General features: G+C 72.7%; 10 protein-coding genes and 3 pseudogenes. 4 read left to right on the forward strand and 9 right to left on the reverse strand.

Annotated features, from left to right (window positions below):
* Positions 1-188 precede the first annotated feature (188 nt).
* Positions 189-1433: an ROK family protein gene (locus ACEXOX_RS10130; RefSeq protein WP_406520037.1), complete on the reverse strand. Its 1245-nt coding sequence runs from the start codon at positions 1431-1433 to the stop codon at positions 189-191.
* Between the two features lie 342 nt (positions 1434-1775).
* Here ACEXOX_RS10130 and ACEXOX_RS10135 point away from each other — a divergent pair, with 342 nt between their 5' ends.
* The 3 genes from ACEXOX_RS10135 to ACEXOX_RS10145 all read left to right on the forward strand — a co-directional run bounded on the left by ACEXOX_RS10135 (position 1776) and on the right by ACEXOX_RS10145 (position 3340).
* A complete protein-coding gene (locus ACEXOX_RS10135) occupies positions 1776-2159 on the forward strand; it encodes an SCO4225 family membrane protein (RefSeq protein WP_406520038.1) in 384 nt (127 codons plus the stop codon).
* Positions 2146-2928 (forward strand): maleylpyruvate isomerase family mycothiol-dependent enzyme, encoded by a 783-nt coding sequence (locus tag ACEXOX_RS10140; RefSeq protein ID WP_406520039.1) that lies wholly within the window; start codon positions 2146-2148, stop codon positions 2926-2928. The genes ACEXOX_RS10135 and ACEXOX_RS10140 overlap by 14 nt, the downstream gene beginning before the upstream one ends.
* 148 nt (positions 2929-3076) lie before the next feature.
* Entirely contained in the window at positions 3077-3340 is a 264-nt protein-coding gene (locus tag ACEXOX_RS10145) for a DUF6332 family protein (protein WP_406520040.1), read from the forward strand.
* A 323-nt stretch (positions 3341-3663) separates the two neighbouring features.
* Here ACEXOX_RS10145 and ACEXOX_RS10150 read toward each other — a convergent pair whose 3' ends face one another.
* From ACEXOX_RS10150 to ACEXOX_RS10160, 3 genes and pseudogenes are all read right to left on the reverse strand, one after another.
* A complete protein-coding gene (locus ACEXOX_RS10150) occupies positions 3664-4329 on the reverse strand; it encodes a response regulator (RefSeq protein ID WP_406520041.1) in 666 nt (221 codons plus the stop codon).
* Positions 4326-5585: a sensor histidine kinase gene (locus ACEXOX_RS10155; RefSeq protein ID WP_406520042.1), complete on the reverse strand. Its 1260-nt coding sequence runs from the start codon at positions 5583-5585 to the stop codon at positions 4326-4328. The genes ACEXOX_RS10150 and ACEXOX_RS10155 overlap by 4 nt, the downstream gene beginning before the upstream one ends.
* 336 nt (positions 5586-5921) lie before the next feature.
* Positions 5922-7123: pseudogene (locus tag ACEXOX_RS10160) on the reverse strand (geranylgeranyl reductase family protein).
* 191 nt (positions 7124-7314) lie between these two features.
* Between ACEXOX_RS10160 and ACEXOX_RS10165 the strand changes: the two are divergent.
* Positions 7315-8688, forward strand: coding sequence for a dipeptidase (locus ACEXOX_RS10165; protein WP_406520043.1), 1374 nt, complete (start codon positions 7315-7317; stop codon positions 8686-8688).
* Positions 8689-8895: 207 nt separating this feature from the next.
* Here the strand turns inward: ACEXOX_RS10165 and ACEXOX_RS10170 are convergent.
* The 5 genes and pseudogenes from ACEXOX_RS10170 to ACEXOX_RS10190 form a co-directional block, all read right to left on the reverse strand.
* Positions 8896-9929 (reverse strand): annotated as a pseudogene (locus tag ACEXOX_RS10170) (NUDIX domain-containing protein).
* 73 nt (positions 9930-10002) lie between these two features.
* On the reverse strand, positions 10003-10296 hold the full coding sequence (locus ACEXOX_RS10175; protein WP_030023639.1) for a hypothetical protein: 294 nt from the start codon (positions 10294-10296) through the stop codon (positions 10003-10005).
* Between the two features lie 118 nt (positions 10297-10414).
* Positions 10415-11368: a carbohydrate ABC transporter permease gene (locus ACEXOX_RS10180; RefSeq protein ID WP_406520045.1), complete on the reverse strand. Its 954-nt coding sequence runs from the start codon at positions 11366-11368 to the stop codon at positions 10415-10417.
* A 10-nt stretch (positions 11369-11378) separates the two neighbouring features.
* Positions 11379-12278 (reverse strand): annotated as a pseudogene (locus ACEXOX_RS10185) (carbohydrate ABC transporter permease); the annotation flags it as partial.
* A 46-nt stretch (positions 12279-12324) separates the two neighbouring features.
* Positions 12325-13584, reverse strand: coding sequence for an ABC transporter substrate-binding protein (locus tag ACEXOX_RS10190; RefSeq protein WP_406520046.1), 1260 nt, complete (start codon positions 13582-13584; stop codon positions 12325-12327).
* Positions 13585-13847: the final 263 nt, after the last annotated feature.

A 13847-nucleotide genomic window follows, 5' to 3' on the forward strand; every position in this document is an offset into this window, starting at 1 on the left:
GCCCGGCTGGGCATTTCGAGCGGCGCGCAGGCCCCTTCTTGCGTGAGCGGCGACCAACCGAGTGTCATACACACTGTTCAGGCAGTGCCGCCGGAACCCTTGTGGCTCACATCACGTCCATCCCAGGTGGCATGGACCACAAGGGATTTCGAGGAAAACCGTCGAACAGGCGTCCGCGCCCGGGCCGTTCAGGCGGGGCCCGCTTCCTGGCCCTCTCCCTCCAGGACGACCAGCGGATCGTCCAGCACCGGCTGCCACGCCAGCTCCGCCGCGCCGACCAGGCTGTTGTGGTCGAGCGTGCACGGCAGGATCGGTACGCCGCCGCTGCGCCCCCACAGGCTGCGCTCGGCGACCACGGCCCGCAGCCGTTCCGGGTCGGCGCCCAATAGTTCGCGGTGCAGGCCGCCGAGGATGATGCGGTCGGGGTTGAGGATGTTGACGAGTCCGGCGATCCCGAGGCCCAGCCGGTCGATCAGCAGGTTGGCGGCGGCCCGTACGGACGGGTCCTGGTACTCCTCGCGGAGCAGGTCGGTGGCCTGCCGGAGCAGCGAGCCCTCGGGGCCGGGCGTGCGGCCCGCGGCGCCGAGGAAGGCGAGCGGGTCCGCCTCGACGTCCAGGCAGCCGCGGCTGCCGCAGTGACAGGGCGCGCCCTCCGGGTTGACGGTCAGGTGGCCGACCTCCAGGGCCAGGCCCGAACTGCCGCTGTGCAACCGGCCGTCCAGGACCAGCGCGCCGCCGACGCCCCGGTGCCCGGAGGCGACGCACAGCAGGTCGCGGGCGCCGCGTCCGGCGCCGTGCCGGTGTTCGGCCAGTGCGGCGAGGTTGACGTCGTTGCCGGTGAAGCCGACCGCGGTGGTGACCCCGGGGATGCCGGCCTCGGCGAGGGCACGCCGGAACAGGCGGCGTACGGGAGCGCCCGAAGGCCAGGCCAGGTGGAGCGGGTTGAGCGCCTCGCCGTCGGGTTCGGCGACGGCCGACGGGATGGCGAGCGCGGCGCCCAGGCAGCGCCGTCCGGTCCGTTCGAGCAGCCCGGAGCCCGCCGCCACCGCTTCGGCCAGCACGTGCGCCGGGTCGGCGGGGATAGTGCCGCAGCCGCTCACGGTGGCCACGATCCGGCCGCCGAGGCCGACCAGCGCGACGCGGTACCCGTCGGCGTGGATCTGTCCGGCGAGGACGACGGGACCGTTCTCGTCCAGGAACAGCCGGTGGGAGGGGCGGCCCTGGGACCCGGCCGAGGAGGTCGGGCGGGAGTCGACGACGATCAGCCCGAGCGCTTCCAACTCCGCCGCCACCGCGCCCGCGGTCGCCCGGGTCACGCCGAGTTCCGAGGTCAGGACGGCACGGGTGGGTGCGCGCCCGGTGTGTACGAGCTCCAGTGCGGGTCCGAGAGCGCTGCGGCCCCGCTCCAGCCTGGTTGTCCGAGTGTGGGTCACGTCCCCATTCTTGCTTTGTGCCGGCAGTAAACAAAATACGGGCCACCCTTCCGCGCGGGAAGAGCGCGGGCCGCCCTCCGGTAAGCGCTGCGCGCATCCCGTCCGGCGGGTCGCATCCCGTCCGGCCGGCCGTGTCCCGTACGCCTACCGCGCGGCGCGTACGAGTGCATACGCGGGAGTCGATACACCGATACCGGGTACCCGACCTGTCGGAAGGGACCGGATGCGGACCATAATTGTCTGCTTGGTCACGGATTCGTCCAGGGCATCCGGCCGGCGGGCACCGGCGCGCGGGACGCGCACCCCGGAGCCACCCGGCCACCCCGACACCTGGGGGGCTGCATGAACGTCACACCTCGACTGCGCGGACCCGCGCGGTTGATGTTCGGCAATCCGGTCTCGCTCGGCTACCTCGCACTGGTGCTCGCCGCGGCGCTCTTCGCCGTGGTGGACCTGGCCTTCGTGCAGCACGAGGACGCCTCCTTCTCCGGCGTCTGGGTGGCGCTGCTCACCGCCCCCACGGTCTTCCCGCTGTGGCTCGCCGGGGACGCGCTGTGGGGCGAAGCCGGCTCGCCGCAGTGGTACCTGATCCTGACGCTGGCCGTCGCCGCGCTGGTCAACGCGCTGCTGCTCGGGCTGGTCCACCGGGCGCTGCGCGGACGGCCGGGCGCGCGCGGGTCCGTTGTCAGTGGTAGCTGGCACACTCAGCGGCATGGAGAACACTGACTTCACCGAGTCCCTGGAGCGGGACGGGCAACTCCTCGCGGACGCCGCCGAGAAGGCCGGAGCCGACGCGCCGGTCCCCACCTGCCCGGAGTGGCGGGTGCGCGACCTGCTCTCCCACACGGGTCGGGTGCACCGCTGGGCGACAGGCTTCGTGGCGCAAGGCCTCCAGCAGCCGGTCCCGTTCCCCGAGGACCCGGGCCTGCCCGACGAGCAGCTCGCCGGCTGGCTGCGCGACGGCTGCCGGACCCTGGTGCGGGCGCTGCGTTCGGCCCCGGCGGACCTGTCGTGCTGGACCTTCCTGCCCGCGCCGTCCCCGCTGGCCTTCTGGACGCGCCGCCAGGCGCACGAGACGGCGGTGCACCGCGCCGACGCGGAGGCGGCGCTCGGCGCGGACATCACGGCCTGCGCGCCCGCCTTCGCCGTCGACGGCATCGACGAGCTGCTCGTCGGCATACAGGCGCGCGAGCGCAGCACGATGCGTACGGAGTTGCCGAAGACGCTGCTGATACGGGCCGCCGGAGAAGCCGGCAGCCCCGGCGCGGCCTGGACGGTCCGGCTGTCGGACGCGCCGCCGCACGCCGAGCGCATACCGGGCGCCGCGGCGCCGGGAGACACCGCGCCGTCCGGCGCTGCCGCCGCGGACTGCGTGATCGAGGGCCCGGCTTCCGACCTGTATCTCGCCCTGTGGAACCGCCGTTCGCTGGACGACATCAGCGTCACGGGTGATGCCGGGCTGGCCCGGCTGTGGCAGGAGCGCTCGGGTATCTGACGGTCGCCGTACGACGGAGGGGGCCGGGGTTCGCGGAAGACTCGACCGGCGACGGGCCGGTCGGGCGGCGACGGAGGGAGGAGCGGCAGGGAGCGGTGCTCGATCACGCAACCCCGAAATGCGGGGCGGCATATGACAGCCTGTCTCCATGTCACCGACCCGTTCCCAGGCCGAACGCGACGCGATGACCGTCGAGATCGGATTCGCGCTGCTGACCGGCGTGTTCGTGGCCGCCCTCACCTTCGGTGCGGTCGTGAGCCCCTTGCTGTTCCTCCAGCTGAGCCGGAACGCGACGGGAGCGCTCGTGGCGGCGGCCGCGAGCGTGGCGGGGATCGCCTTCGTCTGGCGGGTGGTACGGGTGCTGCGCCGCTCCGCCGGCCGGCGCTCCGGGCCGGGGGCCCTGGCGGAATGATCTCCGGTCGGGGAGGGGACCGGGGACGTTCCGCGTCGCCCTGAGCCGTCCCGGTCCCCCCGGACCGCCTTGGACCTCCCGAGCCGTCCCGGCCCGCCCCGGACCGCCTTGGACCACCCGAGCCGTCCCGGTCCCCCCGGACCGCCTTGGACCTCCCGAGCCGTCCCGGCCCGCCCCGGACCGCCTTGGACCACCCGAGCCGTCCCGGCCCGCCCCGGACCGCCTTGGGCCACCCGAGCCGTCCCGGGCCACCCCGCCCCGTACTGTGCCGTGTGGTGCCATGCGGTGCCGCCCCGGACCGCCCAGGCCGTCCCGGTGGGCCGCTACCCGAGCCACCCGGGCCGTACGAGCCCGGACTCATAGGCCAGCACGACGAGTTGGGCCCGGTCGCGGGCGCCCAGCTTGACCATCGTGCGGCTGACGTGCGTCTTGGCGGTCAGCGGGCTGACGACCAGGCGGCGGGCGATCTCCTCGTTCGACATCCCGAGGCCGACCAGCGCCATCACCTCCCGCTCCCGCTCGGTGAGCGCGGCCAGGGCGCCGTCCGCCGCCGGTTCCTTGGAACGCGCGGCGAACTCGGCGATCAGCCGGCGGGTGACCCCCGGCGAGAGCAGCGCGTCGCCCTCGACCACGGCGCGTACCGCCCGCACCAGTTCCTCCGGTTCGGTGTCCTTGACCAGAAAGCCGGAGGCGCCGCAGCGGATCGCCTCGAAGACGTACTCGTCCAGCTCGAAGGTGGTGAGCATGACGACCTTCACGGCGGACAGCCGGGGATCCTCGGTGATCTGGCGGGTGGCGGCCAGCCCGTCCAGCACCGGCATCCGGATGTCCATCAGGACCGTGTCGGGGCACAGGTCGCGCAGGGCGAGCAGCGCCTCCGCGCCGTCCGCCGCCTCGCCGACGACCTCGATGTCGGGCTGGGCGTCCAGCAGCGCCCGGAAGCCGGCGCGGACCAGCAGCTGGTCGTCGGCGAGCAGTACCCGGATCACGACTCCTCCTCGGTGGTCTGACCCCTCACCGTATCCGGAGGGTGCGCGGCACCGGGCCGCTCCGGCTCCGGCGGCCCGGCGGGTGTCGCGGGGCGCGGCGGGATGCGGGCGCGCACCCGGAAGCCGCCGTCCGGGCGTGGTCCCGCCTCGACGGTGCCGCCGAGTGCGGCGGCGCGTTCGCCCATGCCGACCAGGCCGTTGCCGCCCCCGGTGACGTCTCCGGCGCGCCCGGCGGCGGTCGCCGGGCCGTCGTCGTCCACCGTGATCTCCAGCGTGCCGGGGAGGTGGCCGAGGCGGACGCGGGCGGTGCGGGACCCGGAGTGGCGTACGACGTTGGTGAGCGCCTCCTGGACGATGCGGAAGGCGGCGAGGTCGGTGCCCGGAGCGAGGTCTGCGGGCGTGCCGTCCACGGTGACCTCGACCGCCAGGCCGGCGTCCTCGGCCTGCTCGCACAATTCGGGCAGCCGGTCCAGGCCGGGTGCCGGGGCGCGCGGTGCGGCGCCCGGTGCCCGCAGGGTGTCCAGGACCTGCCGGACCTCGCCCAGCGCTTCCCTGCTGGCGGCCTTGATGGTGGTCAGGGCGGTGCGGGCCTGCTCGGGGTCGTCGTCCAGCAGAGCGAGGCCGACGCCCGCCTGGACGTTGATGACGGAGATGCTGTGGGCCAGCACGTCGTGCAGTTCCCGGGCGATCCGCAGCCGTTCCTCGTCGGCCCGCCGCCGCGCCGCGGCCCGCTGCTCGGCACGTACCCGTGCGAACTGCTCACGGCGTACGCGCGCCAGCTCGGAGACCGCCACGACCGCCACCACCAGGACCGTGACGAACAGCTGCTCTCCCCAGGCCGCGGGCCCGTCGCCCCGCGGCGGCAGCCAGCGGTAGAGGAAGTGGCCGACCAGGAGGTGACTTCCCCAGACCAGGCCGACGGCGGACCAGGCGGCGGCGCGGTGCCCGGCGACGACGGCCGCGAAGCAGCCGAAGGCGGAGAGGAACAGGACCGGGCCGTACGGGTACCCGGCGGCGAGGTAGACGGTGGTGGTGAGCGCGGTGCCGAGGGCGACGGTGCGCGGGTGGCGGTGCCGCAGGAGCAGCAGGGCCGCGCCCGCGATCACCAGCAGGTACGCCGGCAGGTCGAGATCGACGCGGCCCGGCTGACCCTTCGCGGCGAACCGGGTGCCGACGAAAACGAACACGGTGAACCAGACCGTCGAGACCCAGGGCAGCCGCCCGCCGGCCCGGCCCACCGGTCCGCCGTCGTCCACGGCCCGCCCCCGGCCCCCGAGCCCGCCGTCGTCCACGGCCCGCCACGAGCCCCCGGGCCCGCCGTCCTCCGGCGCCCGCCACCGGTACCGGCGTGAGCCGCGCGCCCACCACCGGCCCGGGCGCCGGCCGCGCACCCGCCACCCGCCCGGAAGCGGACCGGACGCACGCGGGTTCTCCGGACGCGGGCTGCGGAGCCGCGCCCACCGCGGCCGTACGTTGTCCATGCCGTCACGCTAGACCGGCACACCGGACCGGGGCGTCCGCCCGGCGCGGTGATCAGGCGTACTCCCCGGGAGTAGCCGCCGACCGACGGCCCCTGTTCCGGCCCCCGCCCCCTACTTGTCCACCGCCCCCATCGCCCGCCGCGCGACCGGATGCGTACGGACGATCTCGGCCAGCGTGGTCGTCCCCCGGACGATCTTCGCGAAGGCGTGCCAGGCCGGGCGGAAGCCGGTCAGGGCGGCGTGGATCAGGCCGGGGCGGCGGGAGAAGAGGGTGAGCATACGGCGGCCGACGCCCATCTCCACGCCGAGCCCGGCCTTGATCGCGAAGGCGTAGTTCAGGGCCTGGCGGCGGGCGTCCACCGCGTCGTGCGCCTCCGCGACGCGGGCGGCCCACTCCCCGCGAGCCGCCCGGAGCGCAGCGCGAAGGAGATGCCTTCGCGGGTCCACGGCTCCAGCAGCCCGGCGGCGTCGCCGCACACCAGGACGCGGCCGCGGGAGAGCGGCGAGTCCTCGGCGCGGCAGCGGGTCAGATGGCCGGAGGAGATGCTCGGCTCGAAGCCCGCGAGGCCGAGCCGGCCGATGAAGTCGTCCAGGTAGCGCTTGGTCGCGGCGCCCTCCCCGCGGGCCGAGATCACCCCGACGGTGAGGGTGTCGCCCTTGGGGAAGACCCAGCCGTAGCTGCCCGGGATCGGGCCCCAGTCGACCAGCACCCGTCCGGCCCAGTCCTCGGCGACCGTCGGCGGTACCGGAATCTCGGCCTCCAGGCCCAGGTCGACCTGGTCCATCTTCACGCCGACGTGGGCGCCTATCCGGCTGGCGCTGCCGTCCGCGCCGACCACCGCGCGGGCCAGCACCACCTCGCCGTCGCCCAGCACCACGGCGACGGTCCGCCGGTCCGGCACGGCCGAGCCGTGCTGTTCGACGCGCGAGACCGTGGCACCGGTGCGCAGCTCGGCGCCGGCGTCCTGGGCCGTCTTGACCAGCTGGGCGTCGAAGTCGGGACGGTTGACGAGCCCGAACAGCATGTTCTTCGAGCGGCGGGTGCGGGTCAGCTTCCCGTTGAGGGAGAACGTCACCGCGTACACCCGGTCGCGCAGCGGCAGGTCGAAGCCGGGCGGCAGCGCGTCGCGGGACGGTCCGATGATGCCGCCGCCGCAGGTCTTGTAGCGGGGGAGTTCGGCCTTCTCCAAGAGCAGCACCCGGCGTCCCGTACACGCCGCTGCGTAGGCGGCCGAGGCTCCGGCGGGCCCCGCGCCCACCACCACGACATCCCACACCTGCTGGTTCCCCTCGGCTGCGCTGTCGCTGCTCACCTGTGCTTCTGCTCCCGTTCGATGCCTTGCTGCGCGTACCGCCCGCATCCTACGGCGCGTCGTCGGAGGCCCTTCCTGTGGGAAGATCGGCCCCACAATCGCCCGTACGTACGGTTGGTCCGGTGCGGTAGAACCGGACGGACCGGCACGTGACCCCACGTGTACAACGCCGCGCCCACAAGGAGCGTTCCATGCCTGACAGCCCGCTCGCGCACACCGTCGCCTCGCTGCAGCCCCGGGCCAGGACCGAGCTGGCCGAACTGGTGGCCTTCAAGTCGGTCGCCGACCCGGCGCAGTTCCCCCGGAGCGAGTGCGAGGCCGCCGCCGAGTGGGTGGCGGGCGCGCTGCGGTCCGAGGGCTTCACGGACGTGGCCCTGCTGGACACCCCGGACGGCACCCGGTCCGTGTACGGCTTCCTGCCGGGACCGGCCGGCGCGCCGACCGTCCTGCTGTACGCGCACTACGACGTGCAGCCGCCGCTGGACGAGTCGGCCTGGATATCGCCGCCGTTCGAGCTGACCGAGCGGGACGGCCGCTGGTACGGGCGCGGCGCGGCCGACTGCAAGGGCGGTCTGATCATGCACCTGACGGCGCTGCGGGCCCTCAAGGAGCACGGCGGCGTCCCGGTCAACGTCAAGGTGATCGTGGAGGGCTCCGAGGAGCAGGGCACCGGCGGGCTGGAGCAGTACGCCGAGGCCCACCCCGAGCTGCTGACCGCCGACACCATCGTGATCGGTGACACGGGCAACTTCCGGGTCGGCCTGCCGACGGTGACGGCGACCCTGCGCGGCATGACGCTGGTCCGGGTCCAGGTGGAAACCCTGGAGGGCAACCTCCACTCCGGCCAGTTCGGCGGGGCGGCGCCGGACGCGCTGGCGGCGCTGATCCGCATCCTGGACTCGCTGCGCGCGGAGGACGGCTCGGCGGTCGTCGACGGCCTGGAGGCGGACGCGAGCTGGGAGGGCCTGCAGTACGCGGAGGAGGAGTTCCGCAAGGACGCCAAGGTGCTGGACGGTGTGGAGCTGACCGGCAGCGGTACGGTCGCCGACCGCGTCTGGGCCCGCCCCGCCGTCACCGTCCTCGGCATCGACTGCCCGCCGGTGGTCGGCGCCACGCCGTCCGTGCAGGCGGGCGCGCGGGCGCTGGTGAGCCTGCGGATCCCGCCGGGCACGGACGCCGTGAAGGCATCCGAGCTGCTCACCGCGCACCTGGAGAAGGCCGCCCCGTGGGGCGCGCGGGTCACCGTCGAGCAGATCGGGCAGGGCCAGCCGTTCCGCGCGGACACCGACAGCCCGGCGTACGCGTCGATGGCCGAGGCGATGCGGGAGGCGTACGACGGCACCGAGATGCAGACGTCCGGTATGGGCGGCTCGATCCCGCTGTGCAACACGCTGGCCGCGCTCTACCCGCAGGCCGAGATCCTGCTCATCGGCCTCAGCGAGCCGGAGGCGCAGATCCACGCGGTCAATGAGAGCGTCTCGCCGGAGGAGCTGGAGCGCCTCTCGCTGGCCGAGGCGCTGTTCCTCCAGCGGTACGCGCGCCAGTACGAGGCCGCCGGCAGCTGAGCCGCCCGTCCCCGGGGCGGCGGCTGAACCGCCCGCTCCTTGGGGCGACAGCTGAACCGCTCCGCCCGTAGGACACCCGCGACGGCCGGTCCGGGACTCTCCCGCCGCCCCGGACCGCCACTCCGGACCGCCACTCCGGACCGCCACCTCGGACCGCCGTCCCGGGCCGCCGCCCAGGACCGCCGCCCAGGACCGCCGTACGGCCCCTCACTCCACAGGGACGCCCGCCTCAAGATTCAGCGGACGTCCCTGTTCGCGTGCGCGCAGGGCCCAGCGCAGCCGGTTCCAGCGCACCGGGGGCAGCATGTCCGCCGCCTCGGCCTCGGTGGCGAACCGCCAGTCCCGCAGTTCGGGCCCCGGCAGCAGCAGGTCCCGGATCTGCTCGCCCGCCAGCCGTCCGCCGTCGAAGAGCATCCGCAGTCCGCCGAAGCCGGGCGGCTTCGGCGGTTCCCAGTCCAGCACCAGCAGCCGGGGCGCGCTCCGCAGCCGGATGCCCAGTTCCTCGGTGACCTCGCGCAGTCCCGCGCGGGCCGGCGGCTCGCCCGGCTCCACGACGCCGCCCGGGAACTCCCAGCCCGGCTTGTACGTCGGATCCACCAGCAGGACCCGGTCGGCGTCGTCGAAGAGCAGCACACCGGCCGCGAGGGTCTCCGCCGTGGGCTCCGGTGTCTGCACGATGTCGCAGGCCCCGGCACCGGCGCGGACCGCTTCGGCGACCCGTTCGGCGGTCTCCCGGGGGTCAGCCGGGCCGTGTCGATGACATGCGCGTCCTGCTTGAGCCAGCCGAGCGCGTCCTCGTACGCCTCCAGGTGCGCCCGGCACCGGTCCCGCGCCGCCGCGTCGGCCGGCGCGCCCCCGGCACGGCCCGCGCGCCGGTCCGCACGCTCCCGGAGGATCGTTTCCTCCGCATGCAGCAGAACATGGCGTACGGGCACCCGGCGCGAGGCGAGGCCGCCGAATATCTCGTCCCGGTACTCCTGGCGCAGCAGCGGCATGGGTGTGATGAGCGGCCCCGGCACCTCGTTGAGCAGCGCGGCGGCCGTGTCCACGACGAGCCGGCGCCAGGACGGCAGGTCCTGGTAGCCGCCGATCTGCTCCAGCCGTGCGGCGGGCAGCAACAGTCGCAGCTCGCTGCCGACCAGTTCGGGGTCGTAGAGCGTGCTTCCGGGAAGCAGGTCCAGCAGGTGCCGGGCCGCGGTGGACTTCCCCGCACCGGACGCGCCGTTCAGCCAGACGATCACATTGCCCCCTTGTCCCTAGACCCCTGTGAGTTGCCCGTTACACCCTGCCACGGAAACTTTCGCGGGGCCGGGGCTATCGGCGTGCTGCCACGGACGTGGCCTTTTCCACCCGTGGCGCGATACCGGAAGGTTTGAAGACCCCCTTGTACGCGCTGATCGCGGCCACCGCGGCGACGAGGATGCTGGTCACCACGTCCTTTCCGGCGAAATCCCCGGCGAAGAGCGCGCTCCCCAGTCCCACCAGCACCGAGACCATCACCTGCACCAGAGTTCTGGTGGCGTGCGACCACTGCGGCTGATTGACGACGGAGATGAGCACCGGCGACGCGAATCCCACGATCAGCGCCCACATCTGTGCGTTCGTCATGACGCTCCCCTTTCCCGCTCGTGCGGTAGCCGGAGCGTCGCCGTCCCCGGCCGCCCCGGCAAGGGGCCACGCACCGCATTTCCCGCGCGCGGGGCGTACGGGGGCGCCGCCCGGCCCGTCACCCCTTGTTCGCGCCCAGGGTCAGACCCGCGATGAAGTGCCGTTGCAGGAGCAGGAAGACCACGATCGTGGGCAGGGCGACGATGACCGAGCCCGCCGCCAGCAGGTTGTAGTCCGTGAAGAACTGGCCGCGCAGGTTGTTCAGGGCCGAGGTGACCGGGAGTTTGTCGCCGTCGGAGAGGAAGACCAGGCCCCACAGGAAGTCGTTGTACATCCAGGTGAATTCCAGGGTGCCCAGCGCGGCGAGAGCGGGCCGGCACAGTGGCAGTGTCACGTGCCGGTAACGCGTCCACACCCCGGCGCCGTCGACGACCGCGGCCTCCAGGATTTCCCGCGGCAGGGTCCGCATGAAATTCGCCAGCACGAAGACGCAGAAGCCGAGTTGGAAGGCGATCTGCACGGCGAGCACGGCCCACAGGGAATCGTAGAGCGTCAGCGAGTCGGACATCCAGTACGGCAGCGGCACCTTGGTGAAGAGCACGTAGAGCGGCGTGACGATGACCTGTTGCGGCAGCAGGTTGCCGGCCGTGAAGAACATCAGCAGGAGCAGCGAACCGCGCAGCCGCAGCCGGGCCACGGCGAAGGCGGTGAAGGACGCGAGGAAGAGCGTGATCAGCACGCCCGGCACCGCGATCAGGAGGGTGTTCAGGAAATACCGGCCCATGCCGGAATCGGTGAACGCCTGCCGGTAATAGTCGAACGAGAGCCGGCTCGGCAGGGAGAAGTATCCGTCCCTGGCGGTCTCCTCGTACGGGCGCAGCGACGCGTAGACGGCCAGCAGCAGCGGCGCGAGGAAGGCGAGCGAGACGGCGAGCAGAAAGGCGTGCACACCCCAGCGGCCGCCCCGGCGACCGGCCCGGCCACCCTGGCCACCCCGGCGGCGGCCCGGTGCGCCACCGGGCGGCCCGGCGGGGCGTGCCGGGCGCGCGGCCCGTACGGCGGGCACGGTCATCGGCGCTCCTCCCCCTCAGTTCCTGGACGAGATAGGTGATGATGAACCCGAGGGAGACCAGCAGCAGGACGACCGCGATGGCCGAGCCGAAGCCGATCCGGCTCGCCTCGCCGACGATGTTGTCGGTCACCAGGACGGACAGCAGTTCCAGGCCGTTGCGTCCCTTGTTGACCGCGTAGACGATGTCGAAGGCGCGCAGGGCCTCGATGACGGTGATGACGCCGACGATGACGTTGACCGGACGCAGGGCCGGCAGCACGACCCGGAAGAACGTCTGCCGCTCGGTGGCCCCGTCGACGGCCGCGGCCTCCTTGAGCGTCGGGTCCACCGACTTCAGCCCGGCGAGGTACAGGATCATGACGTACCCGGTGTGGCGCCAGCAGGCGGCCAGCAGGATCATCCAGATGTTGAGGTCCGGGTCGCCGAGCCAGTCGACCGGGTCCCGCTCGCTGCCCAGCAGGGCGTTCAGGGCGCCCTGGTCCCGGGAGAGGATCAGCTGGGCGATGAAGCCGACGACGGCGAGCGAGAGCACCACCGGCATGTAGAGGGTGGACTGGTAGAAGCGGCTGAACCGCACGCCGCGGTCGACGAGCACGGCGAGCAGCAGGCCGAACGGTGTGGCGAGCAGGCCGAGGGCGGCGAGCCACAGCAAATTGTTGCGGACCGCCGGCCAGAATTGCGGGTAATCGGCGAAGAGGTGCGCGTAATTGCCGAGGCCGGCCCATTCGATGTCACCGACGCCGTCCCAGTCGGTGAAGGACAGGCCGATGGAGGCCAACGTCGGGCCCCAGACGAGGACGAGGTCGAGCAGGATCGGCAGGCCCAGCAGGACGCACAGGACAGCGAGGTCGCGGCGGGTGTGGCGCCGCGGCCTCCGGCGTCCGGCGCGGCGCGCCGCGGTCTTCGGCATGGCTCCCGGTCCCCCGTCGGTCGTACGGTCGGTGGCGGTCACGGCGTCAGTCCGCGGCGAATATCCGCGCTTTCTGCCGTTCGATGCTGTTGACCAGGCCGTCGATGTCGTCCGGGTCGCCGATGAACTGCTGGAGGGCCTGGATCAGTACGGTCGAGGCGAAATCGGGGCGGGTGTCGCGGTCCATGAACTGCGCTATCTGCCGGGCGCCGGACACCAGCCGGACCGCCTTCTTCTGCAGGGCGTCGTACGTCCGGGTGCCGGCCCCGCCGTTGGCCGCGACATTGTTCGGGTCCCGCTTCAGGTAGGCCAGCTCGGCCTGGGGTGTGGCGAGGAAGGCGAGCAGGTCGCGGGCGGCTTCCCGGTGCCGCGCCTTCTTCGCCATCAGGAACCCGTCCATCGGCGCCTCGACCGCCTCCTGCCCGAAGGCCGGGTCGATCTCGGGGAACGGGAAGAGGTCCAGGTCCGCGCGGTTCTCCGCGGTGAACTGCTGGCCGGGGTGCTGGAGTCCGAGCACCGCCATGCCGGCCTTCCCGCCCTGGAGGGACTGGGCCGCCTCCTGCCAGGTCCGGCCGTTGGCGCCTTTCTGGTGGTACGGCAGCAGGCTCCGCCACAGGTCGAAGACCTGCCGTACCTGCGGGCTCGTCCAGGATTTCTCCCCGCGCATCAGGGCGATGTGGAAGTCGTAACCGTTGGCCCGCATGTCGAGGTAGTCGAAGGTGCCCATCGCGGGCCAGCCTTCCTTGTCGCCGAAGGCGAATGGGGTGAGGCCGTCCTTCTGCATCTGCCGGGCGAGCGCGCGGTACTGATCGAAGTTCTGCGGGATCTCGTAACCCCGCGTCCGGAAAACGCTCTTCCGGTGGAAGACCGCCCACGGGTAGTAGTAGTACGGCACGAAGTACTGCTTGCCGTCCTCGCCCGTGGACTGTTTCTTCACCGCGTCGGAGAACCCGTCGAACTTCCTCCAGAGATCACTGATGTCGGCGAGCAGGCCCTTTCGCGCGAAGTACTGCATGCGGTAACCGGCGAACCACGTGAAGACGTCATCGGGCGTGCCCTGGAGGTAACGGTTGATGTTCTCCTGGAAGTTCTCGTGGTTGACCGTGTTGACCTTCACCGTTTTCTTCGACTTCTTCTCGTACGCCGCGAAGGCGTCGGCGTACGCGCGCTTCGGCACCGTGTCCGAGGCGTTGGACCCCAGGGTGACGCCGTCACCGGAACCGTTGCCGCAGGCGGCGAGCAGCGACGGCAGCGCGACCGCCCCCGCACCGGCCGCCACGCCCCGCAGCACCGACCGCCGGGGCACCGCGTGTACCGGCCGGTGCGCGCTTTCACCTGGGCCGTCCCCCCATGACCGGACCATGTCCTCTCCCCTCCTCGGCGATGGAACCGAACAGAACCGAACGCGAGTGCTGGGATCTCACTCCCAACTCGGGCATCGGTCAAGGCTTTCGGCGGCCCCTTCCCGTATTTTCCCCGGTCGCCTTCCAACACAGTCCAACAAGCCTTACCGTAAACACCCGCAATTGACTGGTACATGACTTACTGCTCTCTCCCCGAACGGAGGAC

Origin of the sequence: Streptomyces sp. Ac-502, from assembly GCF_045222935.1 — a bacterium.
Lineage (GTDB): Bacteria > Actinomycetota > Actinomycetes > Streptomycetales > Streptomycetaceae > Streptomyces > Streptomyces monomycini.

Bases quoted from the DNA above. Each gene is read 5' to 3' on its own strand.
- ACEXOX_RS10135 (WP_406520038.1), top strand. From the start codon at position 1,776: ATGAACGTCACACCTCGACTGCGCGGACCCGCGCGGTTGATGTTCGGC.
- ACEXOX_RS10140 (WP_406520039.1), top strand. From the start codon at position 2,146: ATGGAGAACACTGACTTCACCGAGTCCCTGGAGCGGGACGGGCAACTC.
- ACEXOX_RS10145 (WP_406520040.1), top strand. From the start codon at position 3,077: ATGTCACCGACCCGTTCCCAGGCCGAACGCGACGCGATGACCGTCGAG.
- ACEXOX_RS10165 (WP_406520043.1), top strand. From the start codon at position 7,315: ATGCCTGACAGCCCGCTCGCGCACACCGTCGCCTCGCTGCAGCCCCGG.
- ACEXOX_RS10175 (WP_030023639.1), bottom strand. From the start codon at position 10,296: ATGACGAACGCACAGATGTGGGCGCTGATCGTGGGATTCGCGTCGCCG.
- ACEXOX_RS10180 (WP_406520045.1), bottom strand. From the start codon at position 11,368: ATGACCGTGCCCGCCGTACGGGCCGCGCGCCCGGCACGCCCCGCCGGG.